Raw genomic sequence first — 26,510 nt, 5'->3', positions numbered from 1 at the left:
TTTCTGAATTATAATGAAGTATCATCAATTGTATCGAGATAGGATTTAATATCGGTAACTACCGATTTGACTGTACCGTCTTCAAAAGGAGATTTCAGCCCTGCTGATTCAACAAGTGCACCAAACGGCAGAGAGCCTCCAAGCTTACAAAGGTTCAAATAATCTTCCCAGGCAGAGTCAAAGTTACTTTCTGCTTTCTGCCAGAACTGCATTGCACATACTTGTGCCAGCGTATAATCGATATAGTAGAACGGGCGTCTGAAGATGTGCATCTGTCTATGCCAGAATGCACCGCTTTCCAGAGGCTCGATGCCGTCATAATCTCTATCGGGCAGATATTTTTCTTCGAGCTTTTTCCATTCTTTGCGTCGTTCTTCCGGTGTGAGTTCAGGGTTCTCATAAATAATATGCTGGAACTCATCTACCGCAACACCGTAAGGCAGGAAAGACAGACTGTTTACCATATGGGTGAACTTGAATTTTTCAGTATCATTTCCGAAAAACAGCGGCATCCAGGGGTAAGTCAAATACTCCATACTCATTGAATGAATTTCAGCAGATTCCAGTGTAGCATGGCGGTACTCAGGTGTTTGAAAGTGTCCGGACATATACTTTTGAAAAGCATGTCCCGCTTCGTGTGTCAGAACTTTAACGTCACCGAGTGTACCGTTAAAGTTTGAGAAGATGAAGGGTGAGTTGTATTCCGGTATATATGCACAGTAGCCGCCGGATTCTTTCCCTTTTTTAGCCTCTACATCAAACAGTTCCCTGGCAGACATGAACTGGTAAAATTCATCAGTCTCTTTTGAGAGTTCACTGTACATCTTTGCACCGTTTTCCATAATATCAGAAGCGGAGCCTTCAGGTGTCGGTGTGCCGTCTTTAAATGTAAAACCTTCATCATATGTTTTCAGTTCGCTGAGCCCGATCCGTTTTTTCTGACGCTCTTTTAATTCTGTCACAAGCGGTACGACATGTTCTGCGACCTGATCTCTGAAGTTTTTAACCATATCCGGGTTATAATCGATTCGGTTCATCAAAATATAGCCGACTTCAACAAAGTTGTTATATCCAAGTCCTTTTGCGATCTGATCTCTGGTTTTTACCAGTTCATCAAACAATTGGTCGATATTATCGAGATTGTCGCGGAAGAAGCTCTGCATCGCTGCAGTGGCTTCTTTTCTTATATTTCTGTCTTTATCCTGGGTATATTTCCCGAATTCATTCAGGTTCAGAACTTTGCCGTCGAATTTAATTTCAGCAGAAGCAATCAGTTTAGAATACTCTGTAGACAGCCGGTTCTCTTTGACGTAAAGATCTTTTAATGCTGGATCAAATATCTTTTGGGCATTTTCAGAAAGTGCGAATAACTGGCTGCCGAATGTTTCTTCAAGTTCAGTCCGAAAAGGGCTGGTTGTCAGAGATTTTCTGTACCGGTTTGTAATTTCGGTGACTGCCGGACTGTTTTCATTGAAAAAATTTCTTTCATTATCATAAAACGCATCTTTTGTATCGATGGATGCCCGGATTGAAGCGAGTGACTGCATTGTTCTTAAATATTTTTGATGTTCATAATACTTCTGTAAAATTTCAATCTGCTGATCTGCAGACGCTGCCTGATCAAACTGTTCAAATAAGTCATCCACTATGTCTTTAAGATGTTCTAAATCAGGCCGCTCGTACTTATATTCATTGAAAGTTAACACAGAAATTCCCCTTTATGAAGTGTTATAGTTTTGTATCGTCGATAGAATCCAAATAACTGCTGACCTCATCAACGACTGATTTCAGACTGCCTGCCTCAAACGGTGATTTCAATTTCGCTTTCTCAATCAGACCGCCGAACGGTAATGAACCACCAAGTTTACATAGTTCAACATAATCATGCCATGCAGCATCAAAGTCTTCTACAGCACGTTTCCAGAACTGAATGGCACATATCTGTGCGAGTGTGTAATCAATATAATAGAACGGTGAAGAAAAGAGGTGTCCCTGTCTGTGCCAGAACGAACCGCTCTCAAGAGGCTGGATACCGTCATAGTCTCTGTGCGGCAGGTATTTTTCTTCGAGTTTTTTCCATTCTTCACGGCGTTCTTCCGGTGTGAGTTCAGGGTTTTCATATACAATATGCTGGAATTCATCAATCGCTACACCGTAAGGGAGAAACGACAGATTATCAGCGAGATGGCTGAATTTAAATTTATCCGTTTTATCACCGAAGAATAAATGCATCCACGGATAAGTGAAATACTCCATGCTCATTGAATGGATTTCCGCAGATTCAAGTGTCGGGAACTGATACTCAGGGACATCAAAGTGTCGTGACATATAGCTCTGGAAAGCGTGTCCCGCCTCATGTGTCAGTACCGTGACATCACCTAATGTGCCGTTAAAGTTTGAGAATATAAACGGTGAGTTGTAGGCCGGAAGGAATGTGCAGTATCCGCCGCCTTCTTTCCCTTTCTTCGCTTCAACATCAAACAAGTCGTGCTCAGTCATAAACGTATAAAATTCATCGGTTTCCTTTGACAGTTCTTTATACATTTTTGCACCGTTCGCCATAATGTGTTTTGTATTGCCGACAGGTGATGCATTACCGTCGACAAAATCATAGGCTTCATCGAATGATTTTAAAGATGAGACACCAATTCTTCTGCTCTGGCGTTCTTTTAATTTAGATACTACAGGCACAATATAATCAGCAACCTGGTTTCTGAAGTTTTCAACCATATCTCTGTCGTAGTCAATCCGGTTCATCCGGACATAACCGAGCTCGACAAAATCTTTGTATCCGAGTTTTTTAGCAATCTGGTCACGCGTTTTAACCAGTTTATCGTAAATGTCATCTATTTTTTCAAGATTGTCTCCCATGAATCCCTGTACCGCAACTGCAGCACTACGGCGTGTATCTCTGTCACTGTGCTCTGCATAGGGGCCGAATTCAGAAAGGTTCAAAGTTCTGCCGTCAAATTCAATCTCTGCAGAAGCAAGAAGTTTTGAGTATTCCGTGGATAAACGGTTCTCCTCCTGCATTAGTGAACTGACTGAAGTATCAAATGATTTCAGCTGGTTTTCTGCAAGTGCGAATAACTGTGAACCGTAACGGTTCTCAAGCTTTTCTCTGTATAGACTGTCAACAAGTGCAGTGTAGTATTTATTTTGAATCTCGGTAATTGCCGGACTGTTCTCATCAAAAAAGTTTCTCTCCCGGTCATAGAATTCATCTTTAGTATTAATAGATGAACGAACATAAGCGAGTGAGTACATTGTTTCGATGGTATTAAATATTTCATTTAAGCGGTCAATCACTTTTGTCTGTCCGTCAGCTGAATCTGAGTCGTTAAAGCTTCCGATCAGTGTATCGACTTCTTTTGATACATGATTTAAATCAGGACGTTCATATACATAATCATTAAATTGAGTAACCATTTTTCTTCCCCCTTGATATTTATGAATAACCATTTATAGTTTATCATAAATATTAGATACTTATGTTAATATTAAATATGTTCAGAAAACTGTATAATCCTGAATACAGATTCCCGGAATTTGAGGCGGACAGACGACTTTACAAAAAATAGATGATAAAATAAATGAAAGAAATGTATAGAGAAGAGGACCTACTATGAAAAAATATTTAATACCTATTGGTGTGCTCGCGGGAATTATTATTATCGCAGCGATTATCATTGCCCCAAGGTACAATACTTTAGTCAACCTTGATGAAGAAGTGAATCAGCAGGAAGCGGGAATTGATACACAGCTGCAGAGAAGAAATGATCTGATCCCGAATCTCGTGAGTACTGTAGAGGGTTATGCTTCTCACGAGCAGGAAATATTTACGGAAGTGGCTGAGGCGAGAAGTCAGGTGGCAGGAGCCAATACAGTGGAGGAAATGTCCGAAGCGAATGACCAGATGAACTCTGCACTGTCAAGACTGCTTGCGGTGGCGGAAGCCTATCCGGATCTTCAGGCAAGTGAACAATTCACAGGGTTAAGAGATGAACTGGCAGGTGCTGAAAACCGGATTGCGGTTGCGCGACAGGATTATAATACAGCTGTCGGTGAGTATAACCGTAATACAAGAACGTTCCCGGGGAATATGATTGCCGAACTGTTTGGATTTGCAGATAAGCCGTATTTTGAAGCGGATGAATCTGCGAATGAAGTACCGTCTGTTGATTTTAATTCGGACGATGATGATTCATGAAGAAAGTTTTCATAATTGTTCTGTTTTCACTGCTGCTCATACCCGGGACAGTGTCTGCAGAAGATCTGCCTGAGTTAAATACGGATCATTATTTTGTTCAGGATAATGCCGGTGTTCTTGATAATGAAACAATCAATGAACTGAATGATATGGGTGCATATCTGGAAGAAGGTACGGGTGCTGAAATGCTGCTGTTGACGATGCCGACAACGGGTCAGACGCACAGGCAGGATTTTGCGCTTGAAGCACTAAGAGGTTACGGTGTCGGTAAAGAAGATAAAGATAACGGTATTGTGATATTACTGAATCTTGATAACGGCGATGAATTTAACAACCGTGGTGTTGATGTGCAGGTTGGTTACGGTGTTGAGGGTTATTTAAATGATGCTAAAATCGGCCGCATCATAGATGACACTGCGATGTCTCATTTTGAGGATGCTGTGAATTATACTGATAATGGTGATGAAGCGGCAGCAAATGAGAGCTATCAGGAAGGCCTTAAAAATTTATATACCGCATTATATGATGAGTCACTTGATGCATATGGATATGAGGATGGTGAATTTACAAGAGATGAGCCTGCAGAAGATACCAGCACAGGCGGCGGTATCTTTGGTAATATTGTAAGAATGATTATTACTGCAGCAGTCATTTTCATACTGTTTAAAATCATCTCCGGCGGAGGCGGCCCGGGCGGCCGCGGACGCAGAAGAAGAGGACCGTTTGTGTTTATACCGCCGTCCGGCGGAGGCGGTTCAGGCTTTGGCGGAGGATCATCCGGAGGCGGTTTCGGCGGCTTTGGCGGTGGTTCCGGCGGAGGCGGCGGTGCAGGCCGTGGATTTTAAGAGAAAAAAACAGGCTCCGGCTTTTGCCGGGCCTGTTTCAATTTAGAATGGGAATATTACTTTTAAAATAATTCCAAGTGACTCCTGAAGCTCTTCAATCTCTTCCATATAATCACCGAGCAGCAGGTTTAAGCCGACAACAATACCATTCATCAGCATATGAACCAGAATCGGTACAAGGAGACGCCCTGTAATTACATAAAGAAAACTGAATGTATAACTCATGGCAAGATAAATTAAAATGTGTGTGAAATCCCAGTGTGCCAGTGCAAATATCAGTCCGCTGACTAAACCGGCGACTAAAAAGGCCATGACTTTGGCACCTTTTGAAGAGCCTGGAAACAGTTCATAGATTTCTGCAAATATTGCCCGTCTGAATACATACTCTTCAAGGATAGGTCCGAGAAGTGCAACAACAAGTATCATAAACGGTGCAGTTCTGATCATATCAATAATCTGTGTGGTATTTTCACTCTCAATCGGATTGCCGAGTAAGTTAACATTGATCATTGAAGCAACAAGCTGTGATGCATAGGCAAGGAAAACACCGCCGATAATCCAGACGACTGTTAAAAGCGGGTCAGTCTGTCTGCCGAGTTCGATGCGGTTTTTATTCTGATGAGCCTGCCCGAGTATAATCGCAAGTATGGTTCCGACCAGGAATGACGCTGCCTGAACCGGCAGTATACGCTGTAGAAGTTCCGCCTCAGTGACTGAGGGGTTGGTGAATGCCATAATCATTCCAACGGGAAGTACGGCAAACTGTACACCTAAAAATAATAAAATAAGCAAGCCGCTGTTGACTTGTCGATTGCTGAAAAGACGTTTCAATTCTTAAACCTCCAATGTTGAATAGATTCATTTTAACGTAAAGAGAGAAGAAAATAAAATACTTGCAATTTTGACCATCTTTGATTATTATAAAATTGTTGGCACTTAGAGTGTGTGAGTGCTAAAATTGATTTTCAGTTATTTGATCAGGAGGGCTTTTAAATGTTAAAACCATTAGGAAATCGGGTCATTATCGATTTAGCGCAAAAAGAAGAAACAACAGCAAGCGGTATTATTCTGACTGACTCTGCGAAAGAAAAACCATCTGAAGGTACAGTGGTTGCGGTAGGTCCGGGACGTACTCTGGATAACGGTACACGCGTTGAAGTGGAAGTCAATGAAGGGGACCGTGTGGTTTATTCTAAATTTGCCGGTACAGAAGTAAAGCACGGAGATAAAGAGTATTTAATCTTAACTGACTCAGAAATTTTAGCAGTAGTAGAATAAATTAAACATTAACAGACTATTAAATAGATAATATTTCATAGGAGGAAGAATTGACAATGGCTAAAGAATTAAAATTCTCAGAAGATGCAAGACAGGCAATGCTTGCCGGTGTGGATACCCTTGCGAATGCTGTAAAGGTAACACTCGGACCGAAAGGCAGAAACGTAGTACTGGATAAATCTTTTACATCACCATTGATTACCAATGACGGTGTTACAATAGCGAAAGAAATTGAACTGAAAGACCCATATGAAAATATGGGGGCGAAACTGGTTGCGGAAGTCGCAAATCAGACAAATGAAATTGCCGGTGACGGTACAACAACTGCGACAGTCCTTGCACAGGCAATGATTCAGGAAGGCCTTAAAAACGTGACAAGCGGTGCCAATCCTGTCGGAATCAGAACAGGCATCAACCGTGCTGTTGAAAAAGCAGTAGAAGAACTTCAGAACATTTCCCGCCCGGTGAATGATAAAGAATCAATCGCACAGGTCGGTGCAATTTCAGCTGCAGATCCTGAAATCGGAGAGTATATTTCTGAAGCAATGGAAAAAGTCGGCAATGACGGCGTCATTACCATTGAAGAATCACGCGGTTTTAAAACTGAACTTGAAGTGGTTGAAGGTATGCAGTTTGACCGCGGTTACACTTCACCGTACATGGTGACAGATACTGAAAAAATGGTTGCAGATTTAGAGAATCCGTATATCTTAATTACAGATAAAAAAATCTCAAACTTCCAGGATATCCTGCCGCTTTTAGAGCAGGTCGTTCAGCAGTCCCGTCCGATTTTAATTATTGCGGATGATGTGGAAGGCGATGCGATTTCAAACATTATCCTGAATAAAGTCCGCGGTACATTTACTGCGATTGCTGTGAAAGCACCGGGCTTTGGCGACCGTCGTAAAGCAATGCTTGATGATATTGCGATTTTAACAGGCGGACAGGTGATTACTGATGATCTCGGACTTGATTTGAAAGATACAACAGTAGATATGCTTGGTACTGCATCTAAAGTGAATGTCACTAAAGATGATACAACAATTGTTGAAGGTGCCGGAGAATCAAATTCTATCGAAGCACGTATCGGACAGATTAAAGCACAGCTTGAAGAAACAACTTCAAGTTTTGATAAAGAAAAACTTCAGGAAAGACTCGCGAAACTTTCAGGCGGTGTTGCAGTAATTAAAGTCGGTGCAGCCACTGAAACTGAAATGAAAGAAAGAAAGCTTCGTATTGAAGATGCACTGAACTCAACACGTGCAGCTGTTGAAGAAGGTATTGTTTCAGGCGGCGGTACGGCACTCGTTCAAGTGTACGATAAAGTTGCAGCACTTGAAGCAGAAGGCGACGTTCAGACAGGTATCAACATTGTATTAAAAGCACTCGAAGCACCTATCCGTCAGATTGTAGAAAATGCAGGGCTTGAAGGTTCTGTCATTGTATCCAAACTCAAAGAAAAAGAACCTGGATACGGTTATAATGCAGCCACTGACGAGTGGGTGAACATGATTGATGCAGGCGTGGTAAATCCTACTAAAGTAGAACGCTCCGCACTGCAGAATGCAGGTTCCGTTGCAGCAATGTTCCTGACAACTGAAGCAGTCGTTGCCGATATCCCTGAAGAGGGCGGCGGTGCCCCTGATATGGGCGGCATGGGCGGTATGCCTGGAATGATGTAAAACGTATGAACACTGATATATGAGGTTTTAGACGGTTAAAGTTATGTATTTTACTGTTAATAGATCCTTATAAACAAGTGACTTTTCGCAGAATCTACCATAATTTTGTGAAGTAGTGTAGTTATAAACTAATAAGTAACGCAGGTACCACTTTTCAATTAAAACAATTGGAATGTGGTATTTTTTTGCAGAAAATTTAAAAAATAATCAATAATTTGTTGACGCTAAAGGTTAAAAATGGTAAGTAGTTAAGATACTATTATACTAAGATATAATTTATTTTAGGGGACGGGGATAGCATATGTATCGTATTTTAATTGTTGATGATGAGAAAATCGAAAGAGAAGTTATACGATTTCTAATCAATAAATTTGGCTTCGACCTCGATATTGTTGAAGCTGAAAATGGTAAGGAGGCAATTAATATATTGAAAGAGTGTCATGTTGATATTCTTCTTACAGATGTAAAAATGCCTTTCATAGATGGTATGGAATTGGCAGAGAAAGTAAGACATGTACATAATGATATGGAAATTATATTCTTCAGCGGATACAGTGATTTTAATCTTGTTAAAAAGGCACTAACGTTAAGGGCAGATAACTATATATTAAAGCCTGTAAAACCGGAAGAATTTAACCAGACGTTAAATGCTGTGATTGATACAATAAGGAAAAAGGATGAAGAAAAAGAGAGAACAGAAGTTAACTTGGCATTTACTAAAAAACATATTGTTTATCGTTTATTAAACCAGTCGCCGATAGAAATGCTGAAACAGGAATATTATGATTTAAATTTTGATTTTCTTGAATCATATAATAGAATGATGCTGGTTCATTCTGATTCTGATTTTCTTGAAGGATTGATTGAAGAAAATAGTGGATATATTTATGAGGAAATAAACAAAGTATCAAATTGTATAAAATATGATTTAATCGATTTAAATCAATTTCAAATCATACTATTGTTTAAAGATTCTAAAGAAAATACAGAGATATATAGAAAAATTGCAGAAAGTATACATCGCGGTATTGAGGAGAGATATGGTATTACCGTAGTTATTGCAGTTAGTGAGCCAATAACTGAGACGGTACCAATTTCAAAAACATATAGTCAGTTGGAGAATGATATAAAGGACCGTTTTTTTTATTCTGATACTTATATTTACCCTGTCGATAAGCCATTGTCAGATAATCAGGAATTTGAAGAAGACGAAATTTTGCTCCGTGAGGTGGAGAGAGCGATTGAACATAGCAATATATCAAACCTTAGAAATAATGTCAGTAATCTTATTCAAAAATACTCGGAAAATGCTAATGTTTCCGAGATGTATTTGAGGTTTTTATTAACAAGATTGTTACAGCGCCTTTTTCGGGCAATTCCTGAAAAAAATAAAGAAGATATGAACCGGTATATAGAATTAATATACTCTCATAATCATTATTCTGATATTAGAGATACAATATTGGAAATAGAGAATCAGGCGGAAGCAAACCTTAAAAATGGAACATACTTAACCATGGATCCGATAGAAAAAGTTAAGCAATACATATCAATTAATATAAATCAGGATTTAAGTCTTGATATGCTCGCAGATGAAGTATCTTTAACACCTGGATATTTAAGTGATAAATTTAAGGAAGAGACCGGGCTCGGAATCATAAAGTATATTAAAGAGGTCAGAATGGAAAAAGCAGAAGATATGCTCAGCCGCACTGATATGAAAGTTAATGATATTAGTAGAAGTGTTGGTTACAATAATGTATCTTATTTTATAAAAATTTTCAGAGGACACTTCGGCATAAGTCCGAAGAAGTACCGGGAAATAAAGCAGAGACAGGTGAAATGAGTGAGATGAATAATTTAAAGTTCTGGTTTATCAATTTAAAATTCAGAAATAAAATTCTTTTAATCAGTATTGCTGCAGGCTGTATTCCGATTATAGTTCTCGGGAGTATGTGGTATTACCAGTTGAATGACTCTCTGGTTACCCGTGAAGAAGAAAATTTATCTAATACATTGAATCAGGCCATATTAAACATTGATTACAAAATCGAAAATCATTTGAACATTTTGGAACAAATTATTTGGAATGATGAAATTAAAAATGGTCTCACTGCGGATTACAGCAATAACTTTGAAATGTACCAGTTTTATAAAAATGCATTGGATCCATGGATGTCTACACCTGCAGTTCTTAATAGGGAGATAGAATCTGTTACAATTTATACCGGTAATGAAATGAATCCATATGATGATTTACTCAGACCTTTACATGAAGTCAGTAATGAAAAGTGGTTCGAATCTGCCGCGGCCTCAAATGAACCCATTCTTGAATTTTCGTCAGACGATGAGAAAATTAAATTGATATCCCGAATATTTGATGAGAGAAGAACTGTTGATAATTTTATTCAGATGGAGCTCAATTCTACACAGTTTTTTGAATCGTTGACTCAGCTTTTTGATGAAGCGTATGGACTTGTGATTATAAATGATGACGGTCAGCAGGTATTTAACTATAACTATCTAATAGATTCTGATGAACTTAGTGGATCTTTTGTTACAGATGAGAATGAACCGGTAAATCCAGAGGCGTTGAGAGATAACTTTATTGTTCAAAGTGTTGAATTAAGAACATATCCCTTAACTGTGTATTTATACAGACCGGATGATGTAATTTCGGTGGCGACATTTCCAATGAAACTGACTGTTGTTATAGTGATTTTATTGAGTAGTGTGATTATGTTTCTGTCAATTTATTTACTGGTCAAAGTAGTTGTTAAGCCTCTTGAGAAATTATCTAAAAATATGGAAACAATAGAGAATGGTAATTTATCAGTTTCAGTATTTAGTTCAAGCAATGATGAAATAGGAAGTTTGATTAAACAATTTGGTAATATGGTAAACAAATTAAAGCAAATGATTAATCAGGTGTATAAAAGTAAGATTGAACAGCAAGAATATGAGATGAAAGCACTTCAGGCTCAAATTAACCCTCATTTCTTTTATAATAGTTTATCTTTAATTAACAGTAAGGCTATTATGGCTGAACAGGAAGATATCAGCCAAATGGCTCAGCATCTCTCTATTTTTTACCGGACAACCTTAAATCAGGGAAAAAGTATCATAAAAGTTGAAAAAGAACTTGAAAATGTAAAAGCTTATGTAAGTATTCAAAAAATGATGCACTCAGATTCATTTGATGTTCAATATGAATTAGATACATCAGTATATGATTATACAATGCTGAATTTACTCTTACAGCCGCTGGTGGAAAATGCAATTAATCATGGGATAGATCATAAGGAAGATGGGCAAAAAGGCCGGATTATTATAAAATTAAAACAGATAAAAGATGAATTAGTATTTACTGTGATTGATAATGGACCGGGCATAAGTCAGGAAAAAATGAAGTTCCTGCTGACGAAAAAAAGTGAAGGATACGGTGTCAGAAATGTCCATGAAAGGATCCAGATGTGGTACGGCCCTTTATACGGACTTAAATACGAAAGCAAGATACAGCAGTATACAAAAGTAACACTGACCATTCCGGTGAATGAAAAGAATAGTGATGATTCTCAATAATAGAGTGCTGTGCATATGTACAGCACTCTATTAATTTCAGGAAAATATTATACTAATCTGGATTATTTAATATATATATATAAACTATCTTAATCTAGAATTGTTATTGTAGTGATAATTTGAAGTTGGAGGAGGGAGAAAATGAGAGCGTATTCATTTGGCGGTTTGAAAGTTTTTCTGCTTATTTTAGTAACAGTCGGTGTGCTGTCTGCATGTGTTCAAAAACCTTCTTATGATTCTGAGGAGGATTCAGAAGATGGGAAGCCGGTTACGTATATTGGAAGATCGACAGGAACTAATCCCAGACTTCCCGAGGGAGATACTTTCGAAGATAATGCATATACGAGAGTAGCAGAAGAAGAGTTAGACATTGATATTCGAAATGCATTTGAAGCAAATGGGGAAGATTATACGAGACAGGTATCTCTAGCAATTGCCTCCGGGAGTATTCCGGACATGATGCTTGTTACAAGAGAAGAACTGCAGGATTTAGCAGAGAACGATTTAATTGAAGATTTATCATCAGTTTTCGACGAAAATGCAAGCGATTACATAAAAGAAGTGTATCAAAGTTTTGATAACAGACCACTCGAAGATGCAACATTTGATGATAAATTGATGGGGCTTCCAGGTACTGAGGCACTGGCGGCACCACAAATGGTATGGATTAGAGAAGACTGGATGGAAGAACTAGGAATAGAAATTGACGAAGATGATGACCTTCTCATTACACTTGAAGAGTTGGAAATGGTTGCTGAGTCATTTGTTGAAGAAGATCCGGGAGGCTCAGGGAATCCTGTCGGTATTCCTTTTGAATCTTACTTAACTGCTGATAATTTTGGCGGTTCTTTCACAATGAATTCAATCGCAGCTGTTTTTGAAGGACAGCCTAAGAAATATTTAATAGAGGAGGATGGCAGTATCACATACGGCTCTACCTCAGAAGGTATGAAGGAATCACTTGAATTAATGAACAGATGGTATGAAAAAGGACTTGTAGATCCGCAGTTTGGCACACGTTCTTTTGATGATATCATTTCACTGCTCACTAATGGTCAATCGGGTATTGCACTTGCCCCATGGCATTTCCCGGACTGGGGACTACCTACAGTAAGAGAGATGAACAAGGAAGCTCGTTTTAAACCTTATGCTTTAGCAGATGAAGAAGGCAATGTGAACGTATTTGAACAGAATACAACAGCTAACTATATCGTGGTAAAAAAAGGTTATGATCATGCTGAAAAAGCAGTTGAAATGTTGAATCTGTATTATGATACGATTCCTAACACTGAAGAGAAGGATATGGATACTCGTTTTCCGGAAGTTGCAGAATATTTGGAACTGGGTGTTGATAATTCAACGAAACCGTTCAATATAGTGGTACTTCCTTTGGAAAAATACTTGAATGATTACCATGATGTTGAAGATGTTTTAGATGAAGAAATAACAGTCGGTGAAGTCGCTGATGCTGAGGTTAGACAGAATATCAATGGAATCAAGGAATATACCGAAAATCCTGAAGGTGCGCAGACATCAAGCTGGTCCAGCTATCACTCACGTATTCTTGGATGGGGATTGATGGATACAGTTACCAGAAATGATGCTTTTAAATGGGTGGAAACAGCTTATGTTAATGATACAGCAACTATGGAACAAAAAGGACCGGATTTAGCTAAGACAGAAGAAGAAGATTTTATAAAAATCATTACCGGTGTGGAAGATATTGATTATTTTGATGTATTTGTAGATAAATGGTCCAGACAAGGCGGAGAAGATGTTCTTCTTGAAGTAGAAGAAGCCGTGAAAGAACAGGAAAACCAATGATAAAAAGAAAAGAGTATTTCTGAATTGGGGAGGTATAAAAGGATGACGGCAAACAATCAAGGGGAGATTCTTCATGAGAGGAAAAAGAATATAAAAAAAGCGAGATTAACATATCATCTTATGTTGGCTCCGGGTATGATATTTTTACTTATATTTGTTTTTACTCCAATGTTTGGGATAATAATGGCTTTTCAGGATTTTGTACCGGCAAAAGGTTTCTTTGGCTCAGAATTTGTGGGTCTGGAACATTTTAAATATATGTTTACACTGCCGGATATTGGAAATGTTTTTAGAAATACAATTGTTATTGCTTTAGGGAAGATAATTTTTGGCTCTCTGCTGGCAATTGCATTTGCGATACTGCTTAATGAAATACGACTTAAAATACTTAAAAAATCTATACAGACAATTGTGTATTTACCCCATTTTTTATCGTGGGTTGTACTTGCAACAGTTGTGGTAAATCTATTCAGTCTGGATGGTACAGTGAATGCCATACTTGGAACATTTGGTATAGAGTCTATTAATTTTCTCGGGAGTAATACATGGTTTCAACCATTGCTTATAGGAACAGATGTATGGAAAGAATTCGGGTTTAACTCAGTAATATACCTTGCAGCCATTGCATCTGTGGATCCGGGATTACATGAGGCAGCAAGTATTGACGGTGCTAATTGGTGGAAAAGAGTCTGGCATATTACTTTACCGGGGATGCTGCCGATTATATTACTGCTTGCAATACTAAGCCTTCCAAGCGTACTGGATGGTGGTTTTGATCAAGTCTATAACCTTTATTCACCGATAGTGTATGAAACTGGTGACACTATTGATACGTATGTATATCGAAATGGTTTAATTGGACGTGATTACAGTTTTGGTGCAGCAGTTGGATTATTGAAATCAGTAATTGCTTTAATTTTGATTCTGTCAGCGAACAGTGCAGCTAAGAAATTTACAGAAAGAAAACTATTCTAAAGGAGATGAGACATAGTGATAGAAGGAAAAAGTTTTTCAAGTAAGTTCGGGAAATTTATTATATATTTTATCGTGATTGCTCTTGGACTGATTTGTCTGCTTCCTTTATGGAATATTGTTGCTATTTCTTTCAGCAGCGGTGCAGCAGTTGCAGCGAATAATGTTGGTCTGACACCGGTGAATTTCTCACTGGGAGCCTATAAGATGATTATGGAAGATATTCAGTTCTGGAGATCTTTTTCTATATCGGTTCAGCGGGTAGTACTGGCTCTTATATTGAATCTATTGTTGATTGTACTTATGGCCTATCCGTTATCTAAAACAAAACGGGAATTTAAGAGTAGAAATACGTACATGAATATTATTATTTTTGCAATGTTATTTAACGGAGGATTAATTCCAACATATATTGTGATAAAAAATTTAAATTTACTTGATTCAATATGGGTACTTATATTGCCTCAGGCAGTGCCGATATTCAGTGTAATTCTTATTATGAACTTTTTTGTGGGTGTACCGAAATCACTGGAGGAAGCTGCGATCATTGATGGTGCAAGTCCACTGCAGATTTTATCTAAAGTGTATATTCCGGTTTCACTTCCAGCACTCGCAACTGTCGCACTTTTCAGTATCGTAATGAACTGGAATGATTTTATGCAGGGGTTAATATATATGACCCAGGTGAGTAACTACCCGATTATGACCTACATTCAATCACTGACTATAGATATATCAGAACTTGTTAGTGCGGGTGCAAACAGTCAGGAACTACAGAATATTGCAGAAGTACAAAATCGTAATTTAAATGCTGCAAAAATTGTTGTCTCTACAATTCCTTTACTGCTTATCTATCCATTTCTACAAAAGTATTTTGTGACTGGAATTGTTGTAGGTTCAGTGAAAGAATAACAATGCAGAGGGAGAGATAGATTATGGGAAATATTTTCAGTATAGAAGGGCCGGTATATCGTTTTTTATACAGAGTTGTTGATTTATTGCTGCTGAACTTACTGTTTATTTTATGTTGTATCCCAGTAATAACAATCGGCGCATCTATGACAGCACTGTTTTCGATGACATTAAGGATGGTGAGAGACGAAGATGGCGGATTGGTCACTGGATTTTTGAAAGCATTCAGGAAGAATTTTAAACAGAGTACAGTTATCTGGGGGATTTTATTCTTCGCCGGCAGTCTTCTTGCCATCAATTTCTATCTGCTGATATTTTACACCGGTGGACTATCTTTATTGATATTAATGGGGCTAATTATATTTACGGTTATCTTCTGTATGTATCTGGCATTGATATTCCCATATCTCGCACGGTATGAAGGAACAATAAAACAGGCTTTGATAAACGTTTTTAAAATTGGTACGACTAATATATATATGGTACTTTCCATCACGGTACTAATTGCCGGTCCGATGATATTAATGTTTTTCTCACCACTTTGGATGGTTGCGAAATTATATATAGATACATTCATTGGCTTTTCTCTTCTGGCATATCTTATTTCTTTCATAATAAGAAACACATTTGATAAATATGAGACAAACTAATCCATTTATATGATTTGTAACTCAGTGAAATAAATTTATGATACATCATCAATTTAATGAAGGAGAATGTAAAGATGAAAGTAACAGTCTGGAACGAATACAGACATGAACAGATTAATGATGAATCAGCAGCAATTTACCCGGATGGTATGCATAATATAATAAAAACATTTTTATCAGAAGCAGGTCATGATGTCACGACTGCCACACTTGATGAAGACGAGCATGGTTTAACAGCATCAGTATTGAATCAGACGGAGGTACTGATATGGTGGGGACATCTTGCACACCATGAAGTTTCCGATGAAGTAGTTGAGCGTGTTAAAGAAAGAGTGCTTGATGGTATGGGATTAATCGTACTTCATTCCGGGCATTTTTCCAAAATATTCAAATCATTAATGGGCACGGGCTGTGATTTAAAATGGCGGGAGTCGAATGATAAAGAACGGATTTGGAATGTCGATCCTACGCATCCAATTACAGAAGGTATCGGTGAGTATTTTGAAATTGAAAAAGAAGAAATGTATGGTGAACATTTTGATATACCAACTCCTGACGAACTAATTTTTATCAGTTGGTTTACAGGCGGGGAAGTGTTTAGAAGCGGGGCGACGTTTAAAAGAGGACGGGGCAGAATATTCTATTTCCGCCCGGGCCATGAAACATACCCGACTTATCATCAAACTGAAGTGCAGCAGGTCATTAAAAATGCAGTAAACTGGGCAAAAAACAAAAATACACCGAAACATACGTACGGCAATTATGAAGCACTTGAAAATAACACAGAGAAAGAGGTATAGGAATGGTTTTAAAAGTAGGAGTTATCGGATGCGGAAGTATTGCAAAATACCGTCATTTAATAGAGTACAGTCAGAACAGTGAAGTTGAAATTACTGCAGTTTGTGACATTGTTAAAGAACGGGCTGAATCAGCAGCGGATACATATGATGCAGAAGTCTTTACAGATTATAAAGACATGCTCGAATCTACAGACATCGATGCGGTAAGTGTGTGTCTGCCGAACTATCTGCATGCGCCGGTCAGCATTGATGCACTCAACAGCGGAAAGCATGTGCTTTGTGAAAAGCCGATGGCCACTTCAAAAGAAGAAGCGGAAGAAATGATACAGACAGCAAATAAGAACAATAAAAAACTCATGATTGGTCATAATCAACGATTTGTACCCTCCCACCAAAAAGCAAGAGATCTAATCGCATCCGGTGCTATCGGAAGAGTATACAGTTTTAGAACGACATTCGGTCACGGCGGTCCTGAGGGCTGGAGTGCGGACGGCAGCAACAGCTGGTTCTTTAAAAAAGAAGAAGCATTTATCGGTGCGATGGGGGATTTAGGTGTCCATAAAGCAGATTTAATACGTTATATTCTCCAGGATGAATTTACAGAAGTCAGTGCTTTTGTAGAAATCAGTGCAAAAGCACATTCAGATACAGATGATAATGCGGCATTAATTTTAAAATCGGAATCAGGTATTATCGGGACACTAGCAGCCAGCTGGGCTTATAATGCTGCTGAAGATAATTCAACAGTGATTTACGGTGAAAAAGGGATGCTTCGCCTGGAAGATGATCCGAAATATTCTTTGATTGCCCAGTATACCAATGGTGAAACGGTAAATTATGAATTGGGTGCGATTCAGTCCAATGATGAAGGCGGTCAAACGACTACACATGTAATTAATCACTTTGTTGATTCAATTTTAAATGATACGACACCGTTAATTGACGGTACTGAAGGAAAAAAATCTCTTGAGATTATTCTCGGAGCCCTGGAATCAGTGGAAACAAAAAGAATCTGCACATTGGAGAAGTGATACATCATGGCAAGGCTGAAAATGGGAATGATTGGTGCAGGCGGCATTGCGGTAAACCGTCATATCCCAATCTATCAAGCAATGGCTGAAAATGTGGAAGTGTACGCAGTTCAGGATATTAATATCGAGCGTGCAGAAGCAGTAGCCGAATCACATAGTATCCCACATGTATATGAAGATTATTCAGAGATGTTCGAGCATGTAGATGCAGTGACTATATGTACACCAAATAAATTTCATGAAGTAATTTCAACAGAAGCATTGAATCGAGGGGTTCATGTGTTCTGCGAGAAACCGATGGCGATGAATGCTTTTGAAGCAGAGAAAATGCTTCAGGCATCAAAGGAAAATAACAGAGTATTGATGATTGGTTACCATTACCGTTTTATGGAGTCAGTGCTGCTCTCAAAACAATCTATGAGGGAAGTTGGTGCACCGATTGTCACGCGCGTCAGTGCAATGCGTCAGAGAAAAGTACCTGGATGGGGTGTATTTATTAATAAAGATCTCCAGGGCGGCGGCAGTTTAATCGACTGGGGATGCCATTTGCTGGATAGTGCACTGTGGCTTCTTGAAGGTTCAAAACCTGTTGAAGTCAGTGCAGAAGTATATCAGCGGTTAAGTAAACAGCCGAACCAGATTAATGACTGGGGGCGCTATGATCATTCATCTGTCAATGTTGATGATCATGTCAGTGCGTACATCCGTTTTGATGATCAGAGCACACTACTGTTCGAATGCTCATGGGCAGCAAATATAAAGTCAGATAAAAATCATATATCAATATCGGGTGAATCCGGTGGTATAAATGTATTTCCGTATGAATTATACCAGTCGAAATACGGACGGATGATGGAGACAACTGTAGAAACAAAAGATCAGGAACATGAAGCAGCATATCTGCAGGCAGAGAATTTTATCGGTGCCTGTCTAGGCAGGGAATCTCTGAAGAGCAGGCCGGAAGATGCGCTGGTTGTATCGAAAGTGATAGATGCTGTGTACAGAAGCAGTGAGGAGAAACGGAGTATTTCAATTATTTAGGAGGCTAACAATGAAACTGGGTGTATTTACTGTTTTATTCGCAGATAAAAATTTTGAAGAGATGCTGGATTATGTTAAGGAATCCGGGCTTGATGCAGTCGAAATTGGTACCGGGGGAAATCCCGGAACGGCGCACTGTGACCTGAATGAACTGCTTGAAGACAGCGGGAAAAGAGCAGCATTTAAAGAAAAGATTGAATCAAGAGGGCTTACTATTAGTGCATTCAGTTGTCATGACAATCCGGTGTCGCCGGATAAACAGCTCGCTAAAGAGAGTCATGATACTTTTGTGAAAACTGTGAAGCTTGCTTCATTACTCAATGTACCGGTGGTTAATACATTTTCAGGGACACCTGGATCCAATGAAGACTCTAAATATCCGAACTGGCCGGTTACACCATGGCCGACAGAATACTCGGATATTCTGAAATGGCAGTGGGAGGAAAAGTTGATTCCGTACTGGAAAGAACAAGCTGAATTTGCAAAGGCGCACGGTGTGAAAATTGGGTTGGAACTCCATGCAGGTTTTCTTGTACATACCCCGCACACTCTTTTGAAACTGCGTGAAGCAACGAATGATACGATTGGTGCGAATCTTGACCCGAGTCATTTATGGTGGCAGGGTATTGATCCGGTTGCAGCCATTAAAATACTTGGAAAAGCAGGTGCGATTCATCATTTTCATGCGAAAGACACTTATATCGATCAGGACAACGTCAATATGTACGGATTAACTGATATGCAGCCTTATGACGCGGTACAAACACGTGCATGGACTTTCCGGTCAGTCGGATATGGACATGGAATTGAAGAATGGTCGAATATTGTCAGTGCACTTAGAACCTACGGTTACGATTATGTAATCAGCATTGAACATGAAGATCCGATTATGTCAGTGAATGAAGGATTTCAGGCAGCAGTAAAAAATCTAAAACAGGTCAATATTTTAGAAGCGCCGGCAGACATGTGGTGGGCATAAGGGTTCATAATACATATCTGAACATGTGGTGGATAAATGAATTTTAAGGGGTTATTAAAATGGCGGAATTAAAATTAAATCATATTCAAAAAAGATACGAAAAAGATGTACTGGCAGTGAAGGATTTTGATCTTCATATCAAAGATAAGGAATTTATTGTGTTTGTCGGCCCGTCCGGATGTGGTAAGTCAACGACACTGCGTATGATTGCAGGACTTGAAGAGATATCCGAGGGAGAATTTTATATTGATGATCGGTTGATGAATGATGTGTCACCAAAAGACCGTGATATCGCGATGGTGTTTCAAAATTATGCACTGTATCCTCATATGAATGTGTTCGATAATATGGCATTTGGACTAAAGCTCAGAAAATTCAAGAAATCAGAGATAAAAGACCGCGTGGATAATGCCGCAAAAATTCTCGGACTTGAAGAATTTTTAGACAGGAAACCAAAAGCATTGTCCGGTGGTCAGAGACAGCGTGTCGCACTCGGCCGTGCAATTGTCAGAGATGCGAAAGTCTTTTTAATGGATGAGCCTTTATCGAATCTGGATGCGAAACTGCGCGTTCAGATGCGTGCCGAAATTCAAAAACTCCATCAACGTCTTCAGACAACAACAGTCTATGTCACACACGACCAGACAGAGGCGATGACAATGGCGACACGTCTCGTAGTGATGAAAGACGGTGTCATCCAGCAGATTGGTGCACCTAAAGATGTGTATGACCTGCCTGAAAATATGTTTGTCGGCAGCTTTATCGGTTCTCCTTCAATGAACTTTTTGACAGGCATTATTGAAGGTGGACAATTCAAAATAGGCGCTCATGCGTTTGATATTCCGAAGCCAAAGCTCACGCCTTTAATTGAAGGAGGATATGAAGGGAAAGAAATTGTTCTGGGTATTCGTCCAGAGGATATTCATGATGAAAATCTCTTTCTTGAATCTTTCCCTGAATCAAAATTGACAGTTCAAATTGAAGTAGCGGAATTGATGGGTGCAGAATCAGTACTCTATTCCAATATCAATGGTCAGGAATTTATTGCCCGTGTAGATGCACGTTCAAATGTTGAAGCAGGTAATCAGCTTGAGATTGCGTTTGATATGAATAAAGTTCATTTCTTTGATAAGGATAATGAAGATAGAATTCGATGAATACTGAATAATCTATATTATATGATGTAAGGTAATTTAATTTTAAAACAGATGTTCTCACTAAAATTTGTGAAAATGTCTGTTTTATTTTTATAGGGAAATACTAAAAATTAAATGATGTGTATATTTAAACTATAAACAGGGTAAAAGTAAAAAAGCGGAATTTGTCATGAATGAGCTACACACTATGATGCAGGGAATGTTGCTATGAAAATATATAAAGACTGGAAACGGAACCGGCAGGTTAAAAAATCAAGGAGGGTGACGGGCATCGTATCCGCCCGTTTCGTTTCTGGGAGATATTCAGCCGGACGATGTTTCATATCAATTTATTGGATGAAGAAGGAGAGAACCGGAGGTATTCGGTGACGGTTAATTTCTTCGGCTATGAAGAAGCTGTCAAATTGTTCAAGGATGGAAGGCATCAGGCGACTTCCGAGGCGCCGGCAAGTTTTCCTGTCCCCGGCGGCTATATTGAAGTGGGTGTATCCACTGCGGGTCTAACCCGTATGCATTATGTGAGTGGTGAAAAGGAGGAGGTTCTGTCACCGAATAAGGGGACAGCAGAGTATTTACGGAGTCGTTTCGGAAAGCGTTTTCCGATTACGAGCAGAGTGATTGGAATGATTGCTGTGGTGATACTTTTAATATCGCTCGTTTTTGGAATCCCGCAGCTTATTGAGTATATCAGTCATATAGAAATCATCCGGGATAATATTGGTACATTTACGTCACCGCTTCAACTGCCTGGACCGTTAAATATGACTTTATTGATTCTGGCTGCACTCGCAGCCATGGAGCGTGCTTTGACACTGAAAAACCATTGGCTGATTGATATGGAAACAACGATATATGATGATTAATATCAAGTTTTAGGGAGGCGTGATGTATGGAACAATACAGTACGAAAGACCGGCTCTTTGCACTTTTAATCGATTATCTTGTAATCTGTGTTTATTTAATTCTGCTGTTTACAGCATTTATGATGATATATTTTATCATCATGGATGGTCTCCCTGAATACAGTCAGATGGAAGCACAGGTTCTCTCATTTACGACGACTGTACTTCCGGTCACTCTGGCTTTCTCAATAATGGAAAGTGATCCGCCCTGCGGGACTGTTGGAAAAAGAATCAGGGGAATAAAAGTAACTTATAAGAAACGTACCTTTTTAAACAGTTTATTAAGAAACACAGCTAAATTTCTACCGTGGCATATCGGTCATGTCGGGGTTATTGCGGCAATATATAATGACTATTCGACCGGGTGGTTTATGTTAGCCAATGCAGGATTCGCGCTTGCTGTGGTGTATTTATTGATGGCAGTATTCAGAAAAGATCACAGACACATACCGGATATGCTCGCCGGTACTAAGGTGATTCGAAAGTTTTCATAGAAAATTTACTAAACTGGGACGGCAGGGGGCGGATGGATGAATACGGAAAAAAGGAAGCAGGGAAAGAAACGTAAATGGCTCGGCCTTATTATCGGTCTGTTAATTTTGATTCCGGTTATTACAGGTGTGTACCAGCATTTTAAGAGTCTGCCTGACGGTATATCTTATGAAGGGGAAGTATATCAGACAGATTCAGTTGATTTTTTGTTTGATTTGACCTATGCAGATGTTAACGGCGATGAAACAAGCGAACAGGAAATATTCGACGAAATTGATACAATGATTGATGAAGCTGAAGAATTTCTGATTATTGATATGTTTTTATTCAACGATGATTATGATCACGGGAATGCAGAACTCGATTTCCCGCCGATGTCTATGGAATTTGCAGAGAAAATTACTGAAAAGAAACGTGAAAATCCGGAAATGGATATTGTATTTATTACCGACAGGCTCAATACATTTTATGGAACGTATGAACCGGAGCATTTTAAAATGCTGCGTGAAGCAGGTGTTCACCTGGTTGAAACAGATGTCAGTCCGCTCCGTGATTCAAATCCAATATATTCAAGTGTTTACCGTTCCTACCTGCAGTGGGGCGGGACTTCAGAGGGCAGCTGGCTGATGAATGCACTGAGGCCGGAAGGTCCGGAAGTGAATATACGGTCGTATTTAAGTCTTTTAAATTTTAAAGCGAATCACAGGAAGATTGTGATTAACGAAAAAGAAGCGGTGGTGACGTCTGCGAATCCTCATGATGCGAGCTTCTATCATTCGAATATTGCATTTAAAGTGAGCGGGGAAATCCTGAATGACCTGCTTCAGTCGGAACGGTCGGTACTGGAGATGTCCGGTGCAGATGCTTCGATGTTTGATGATTTTATAGTTGAAACGGAAACAGACACGGGACCGTACACAGTGCAGCTTGTCACAGAGAAGAAAGTGAAGGACAGTATGATTGAAATGATGGAAACTGCCGGTGAGGCTGACAGTATTAAAATCGGTATGTTTTACCTGTCCGACCGGGATGTTATCGGGGCATTAAAGGAAGCTCTCGAACGCGGTGTCAGTGTCCAGATGATTCTCGATGTCAACCAGGATGCGTTCGGTAATGAAAAGAACGGTATCCCGAACCGGCCGGTGGCAGCAGAGTTAATGAAAATGGATACACCGCCTGAAATCAGGTGGTATGAATCACATGGCGAGCAGTACCATTCAAAAATAATGATTGTTGAAACAGGAGATGAAGTAGCTGTTACGGCGGGATCTTCTAATTTTACGAGACGGAATATTGAGGATTATAATTTAGAAACAAATGTTGTGGTGACGGGACATAGAGATGAAGCGGTCATGGATGAAGTACTCCAATATTATAACCGCATCTGGAATAATGAGGACGGCACATACACAGTTGAATATGAAACGTATGCAGAAGACAGCTGGATGAAAACAATAATGTACAGAATACAGGAGGCAGCAGGGCTCTCGACATTCTAGCCTGCTGCCCCGCTGTCAATTTTAAAATCATAGTCAACCTGGCCTGTCGCGTCATCATGAAGGTATGTGCGTTCTGATAAGCGGACTTCATTGTCATGAGAGACCGTCAGTACGGTAGAACATCTGGTGCCGTAGTAGGGTGTATCGATAAACATAGAGGAAAGCGCGTATTCAAGTCCCCTGGACAGTCCGGTTTCTGGGAGTTCTGAGTCCGTTGCTTTTTCTTTGTCTCTGAGTAAATCAAATACTGCTTCAGTATCAAATGCTTCTGCTGTCAGTGATTCAAGAAGACTCATACCACGTATGACTTTCGGCCAATCTGTATCAAGATAATGATTACTGAGGCCGTGTACACCATCCGTCACCTGTACAATCTGATTTTCATAATTGTTCATGTAGTATAGATGATCTGCATCACCGACGAGCAGGTTAAATCCTGCATATTCGCCGCTGTCCGGAATCAATTGAGATAAGTATTCTTCAGGAGCTGCACTGCTGCTTAAAAATCCACTGACCAGTTCTCCGCGTGTTTTACGGTATGACTCAAGCATTTCTTTGTCTGTTCTGATATTAGTCAGCATAGCAATCCGGCCTGTTTTAGTAATACCAAGCCATGTCCCCATGCCGCGTAAATCTCTGCCTGCTAAAATATACGGTTCATCATCCCAGTAATGAACTTCCTTTGTCGGACGGTCGTAAGATTCATCACGATTTGCAGCAACAATCAGTTTATATTCAGGATGGTCCCCGAATTGAAAGTTAATGAGACACATTGAAAATCCTCCCAACAATAAAATATGAACGAATGAAAGTCATATTCAGCTGAGACAATCATTCGTTCAATAAAAAATTTATAATTTTGTTTCTAATTTGGCTTCTTAGTTTTTGTTTGTTGAAGCATCAAAGATAGATTCAACAGCATCATTTAAAGAAGTATCAAATTCATCGTCAGTTAAGTCTTCTTTTAACTCTGAAGCGAGAGCTCTTGAGAAGCTTGCGATTAAGCCGTCATTTTCTTTTAGTTTCTCATTCGCTTCCCGTCTTGTATATCCGCCTGACAAGGCAACGACACGAAGTACCTGCGGATGATCAATGAGTTCTTTGTAGAGATTTGCTTTTGTCGGAATAGATAATTTCAACATAACAAATTCATCATCATCGAGCTGGTTCAGGTGATTGATGATTTCATTTTTTAATATTTCCTCAGAATCCGCCTTATCTTCAGAGTAAACATTTACTTCAGGTTCGATAATTGGAACGAGCCCGGACTGAGTAATCCGTTTACCGACTTCAAACTGTTGTTCCACTACGGATTTTATGCCGGTCTCATTTGCTGACAAAATATTTGAGCGCATTTTAGTACCGAAAACACCGCGTTCCACAGCACGGTGCAGTAAATCATCCAAATCCGGTACAGGTTTCATCAGCTGAACACCGTCCGTTTCATCGGCAAGACCTTTATCGATTTTAAGGAAAGGGACAATCCCTTTATCTGCAAGATATTCCGCAGTATATTTACCTTCGATTTCTCTGTCCATCGTCTGTTCAAATAAAATCGCGCCGAGTATGCGTTCTTTATTAAAAGAAGGTGCAGTGATAATTCTTGCCCGCATTTTATGGACTAAATCAAACATTTCTTCTTCGGTGGAGTAGGCATCTTCAGAAATTCCGTATGCTTTCAGTGCTTTCGGTGTGGATCCGCCGCTTTGGTCCAGTGCCGCAATAAACCCGTCATCATTCTTCATTCTGTTAAACTGCTCTTGATTCATTCAAAATCACTCCTTAAAAAATATATTCAATACTACTATTCCCGATACAGGGATGACAAAACTTCAATATGCAATATAATTAGATTTAAAGGCAGAATCAATACAAACATTTAAGATGGTGAATAATATATGGAGATATCAAAGAAAAAGATTTATGAGGAAATTGTCGATTTGATCATTCAAAAAATAAAGGAAGGAACTCTTGCACCCGGGGACAGACTGCCTGCCATTACGAAGCTTGCAGAAGAGTACAGTGTTTCTGCCGCTTCAGTCAGAGAAGCATTGAACAGCTTGAAAATGATGGGAATTGTTGAAGTTAAGCACGGTCAGGGTACATTTGTAAAATCCGGAGAGTCTATTAACTTAGAATTTAAAGTTCAGGTACTGAACAAGGCAGATATTAAAAATCTGCTTGAAGTCAGAAGGATTGTGGAAACGGGATGCGCTGCGATTGCCGCGAGACGAATCACAGAGGAGGAGCTGGTTGAGCTCGAGCGTGTACTTGAAGAGATGCATACTGTAGTAGATGATGATTCGCTCGGGGAGAAGGCGGATTATGAGTTCCACGTCATGATTGCAAAGGCATCTTCCAACCCGATGCTGATTGAACTGCTTGAAAATATTTCCGGAATCATGATTGAAGGGATGAGGGAAACAAGACGTATATGGCTGTACAATAAGGTTGAGACGATACAAAATATTTATGAACAACACTCCGCTATTTATCGGGCAGTGAGAGATGGGGATGCTTTTGGAGCGGAACAAGCAATGCATGCACATTTGGACAGTGTAGAGAAAACATTGTTAAAGCATTTGTAAAAATTTGTGAAGAAGCATTGACAAATGGAAAGCGATTTCATAAAATACAGTTATTAGTCATCAGAT

Annotated in this window: 24 protein-coding genes; 19 read left to right on the top strand and 5 right to left on the bottom strand. The window is 39.3% G+C overall.

All coding sequences use genetic code 11. The features are described 5' to 3' along the window. Positions 1-8: 8 nt before the first annotated feature. Positions 9-1,706 (bottom strand): M3 family oligoendopeptidase, encoded by a 1,698-nt coding sequence (locus ACFSX4_RS14005; protein ID WP_377775909.1) that lies wholly within the window; start codon positions 1,704-1,706, stop codon positions 9-11. A 22-nt stretch (positions 1,707-1,728) separates the two neighbouring features. After that, positions 1,729-3,429, bottom strand: coding sequence for a M3 family oligoendopeptidase (locus ACFSX4_RS14000; protein ID WP_377775908.1), 1,701 nt, complete (start codon positions 3,427-3,429; stop codon positions 1,729-1,731). Between the two features lie 196 nt (positions 3,430-3,625). Between ACFSX4_RS14000 and ACFSX4_RS13995 the strand changes: the two genes are divergently transcribed. Beyond that, positions 3,626-4,210 carry a LemA family protein gene (locus ACFSX4_RS13995; protein WP_377775907.1) on the top strand — a complete coding sequence of 195 codons (585 nt, stop codon included), beginning with the start codon at positions 3,626-3,628 and terminating at the stop codon, positions 4,208-4,210. Next, positions 4,207-5,055, top strand: coding sequence for a TPM domain-containing protein (locus ACFSX4_RS13990; RefSeq protein ID WP_377775906.1), 849 nt, complete (start codon positions 4,207-4,209; stop codon positions 5,053-5,055). Before ACFSX4_RS13995 ends, ACFSX4_RS13990 begins: the two co-directional genes overlap by 4 nt. A gap of 42 nt (positions 5,056-5,097) precedes the next feature. Here ACFSX4_RS13990 and ACFSX4_RS13985 read toward each other — a convergent pair whose 3' ends face one another. Further along, positions 5,098-5,886, bottom strand: coding sequence for a CPBP family intramembrane glutamic endopeptidase (locus ACFSX4_RS13985; RefSeq protein ID WP_377775905.1), 789 nt, complete (start codon positions 5,884-5,886; stop codon positions 5,098-5,100). 162 nt (positions 5,887-6,048) lie between these two features. On the opposite strand from ACFSX4_RS13985, the gene groES reads away from it, so the two are divergent. From groES to ACFSX4_RS13905, 16 genes are all read left to right on the top strand, one after another. Further along, complete coding sequence (gene groES / locus ACFSX4_RS13980; protein WP_377775904.1) at positions 6,049-6,333, top strand: co-chaperone GroES; 285 nt, start codon at positions 6,049-6,051, stop codon at positions 6,331-6,333. Between the two features lie 56 nt (positions 6,334-6,389). Then, complete coding sequence (gene groL / locus ACFSX4_RS13975) at positions 6,390-8,015, top strand: chaperonin GroEL (RefSeq protein WP_377775903.1); 1,626 nt, start codon at positions 6,390-6,392, stop codon at positions 8,013-8,015. Between the two features lie 301 nt (positions 8,016-8,316). Continuing rightward, complete coding sequence (locus ACFSX4_RS13970) at positions 8,317-9,861, top strand: response regulator transcription factor (protein ID WP_377775902.1); 1,545 nt, start codon at positions 8,317-8,319, stop codon at positions 9,859-9,861. Positions 9,862-9,866: 5 nt separating this feature from the next. After that, entirely contained in the window at positions 9,867-11,597 is a 1,731-nt protein-coding gene (locus ACFSX4_RS13965; protein ID WP_377775901.1) for a cache domain-containing sensor histidine kinase, read from the top strand. Positions 11,598-11,738: 141 nt separating this feature from the next. Then, a complete protein-coding gene (locus ACFSX4_RS13960) occupies positions 11,739-13,421 on the top strand; it encodes an extracellular solute-binding protein (protein WP_377775900.1) in 1,683 nt (560 codons plus the stop codon). 120 nt (positions 13,422-13,541) lie between these two features. After that, entirely contained in the window at positions 13,542-14,396 is an 855-nt protein-coding gene (locus ACFSX4_RS13955; protein ID WP_377775931.1) for an ABC transporter permease, read from the top strand. Between the two features lie 15 nt (positions 14,397-14,411). Next, positions 14,412-15,305 carry a carbohydrate ABC transporter permease gene (locus ACFSX4_RS13950; RefSeq protein WP_377775899.1) on the top strand — a complete coding sequence of 298 codons (894 nt, stop codon included), beginning with the start codon at positions 14,412-14,414 and terminating at the stop codon, positions 15,303-15,305. Between the two features lie 23 nt (positions 15,306-15,328). Then, positions 15,329-15,955 carry a YesL family protein gene (locus tag ACFSX4_RS13945; RefSeq protein ID WP_377775898.1) on the top strand — a complete coding sequence of 209 codons (627 nt, stop codon included), beginning with the start codon at positions 15,329-15,331 and terminating at the stop codon, positions 15,953-15,955. 74 nt (positions 15,956-16,029) lie between these two features. Beyond that, positions 16,030-16,755, top strand: coding sequence for a ThuA domain-containing protein (locus tag ACFSX4_RS13940; RefSeq protein ID WP_377775897.1), 726 nt, complete (start codon positions 16,030-16,032; stop codon positions 16,753-16,755). A gap of 2 nt (positions 16,756-16,757) precedes the next feature. Beyond that, positions 16,758-17,786, top strand: coding sequence for a Gfo/Idh/MocA family protein (locus tag ACFSX4_RS13935; RefSeq protein WP_377775896.1), 1,029 nt, complete (start codon positions 16,758-16,760; stop codon positions 17,784-17,786). A 6-nt stretch (positions 17,787-17,792) separates the two neighbouring features. After that, positions 17,793-18,827 carry a Gfo/Idh/MocA family protein gene (locus ACFSX4_RS13930; protein ID WP_377775895.1) on the top strand — a complete coding sequence of 345 codons (1,035 nt, stop codon included), beginning with the start codon at positions 17,793-17,795 and terminating at the stop codon, positions 18,825-18,827. Positions 18,828-18,837: 10 nt separating this feature from the next. Further along, the gene (locus tag ACFSX4_RS13925; protein WP_377775894.1) at positions 18,838-19,806 is read left to right on the top strand and encodes a sugar phosphate isomerase/epimerase family protein; all 969 of its coding nucleotides are present in this window, start codon (positions 18,838-18,840) and stop codon (positions 19,804-19,806) included. A gap of 59 nt (positions 19,807-19,865) precedes the next feature. Next, a complete protein-coding gene (locus tag ACFSX4_RS13920) occupies positions 19,866-20,963 on the top strand; it encodes an ABC transporter ATP-binding protein (protein ID WP_377775893.1) in 1,098 nt (365 codons plus the stop codon). A 365-nt stretch (positions 20,964-21,328) separates the two neighbouring features. Further along, positions 21,329-21,826: a hypothetical protein gene (locus ACFSX4_RS13915; RefSeq protein ID WP_377775892.1), complete on the top strand. Its 498-nt coding sequence runs from the start codon at positions 21,329-21,331 to the stop codon at positions 21,824-21,826. A gap of 26 nt (positions 21,827-21,852) precedes the next feature. Next, entirely contained in the window at positions 21,853-22,359 is a 507-nt protein-coding gene (locus ACFSX4_RS13910) for an RDD family protein (protein WP_377775891.1), read from the top strand. 36 nt (positions 22,360-22,395) lie between these two features. Next, on the top strand, positions 22,396-23,856 hold the full coding sequence (locus tag ACFSX4_RS13905) for a phospholipase D family protein (RefSeq protein ID WP_377775890.1): 1,461 nt from the start codon (positions 22,396-22,398) through the stop codon (positions 23,854-23,856). On the opposite strand, the gene ACFSX4_RS13900 is transcribed toward ACFSX4_RS13905, so the two are convergent. Both ACFSX4_RS13900 and ACFSX4_RS13895 read right to left on the bottom strand, forming a co-directional pair. Then, complete coding sequence (locus tag ACFSX4_RS13900; RefSeq protein WP_377775889.1) at positions 23,853-24,629, bottom strand: NRDE family protein; 777 nt, start codon at positions 24,627-24,629, stop codon at positions 23,853-23,855. The two genes, ACFSX4_RS13905 and ACFSX4_RS13900, sit on opposite strands and share 4 nt — an antisense overlap. 105 nt (positions 24,630-24,734) lie before the next feature. After that, positions 24,735-25,625 carry a fructose bisphosphate aldolase gene (locus ACFSX4_RS13895; protein WP_377775888.1) on the bottom strand — a complete coding sequence of 297 codons (891 nt, stop codon included), beginning with the start codon at positions 25,623-25,625 and terminating at the stop codon, positions 24,735-24,737. 129 nt (positions 25,626-25,754) lie between these two features. Between ACFSX4_RS13895 and ACFSX4_RS13890 the strand changes: the two genes are divergently transcribed. Further along, positions 25,755-26,444: a FadR/GntR family transcriptional regulator gene (locus ACFSX4_RS13890; RefSeq protein WP_377775887.1), complete on the top strand. Its 690-nt coding sequence runs from the start codon at positions 25,755-25,757 to the stop codon at positions 26,442-26,444. Positions 26,445-26,510 lie beyond the last annotated feature (66 nt).

The sequence above is a fragment of the Corticicoccus populi genome, from assembly GCF_042686195.1.
In the GTDB taxonomy this organism is placed as follows: Bacteria; Bacillota; Bacilli; order Staphylococcales; family Salinicoccaceae; genus Corticicoccus; species Corticicoccus populi.
Note: the sequence above shows the minus strand (reverse complement) of the source record. Positions and strands in the feature narration are given on the sequence as shown.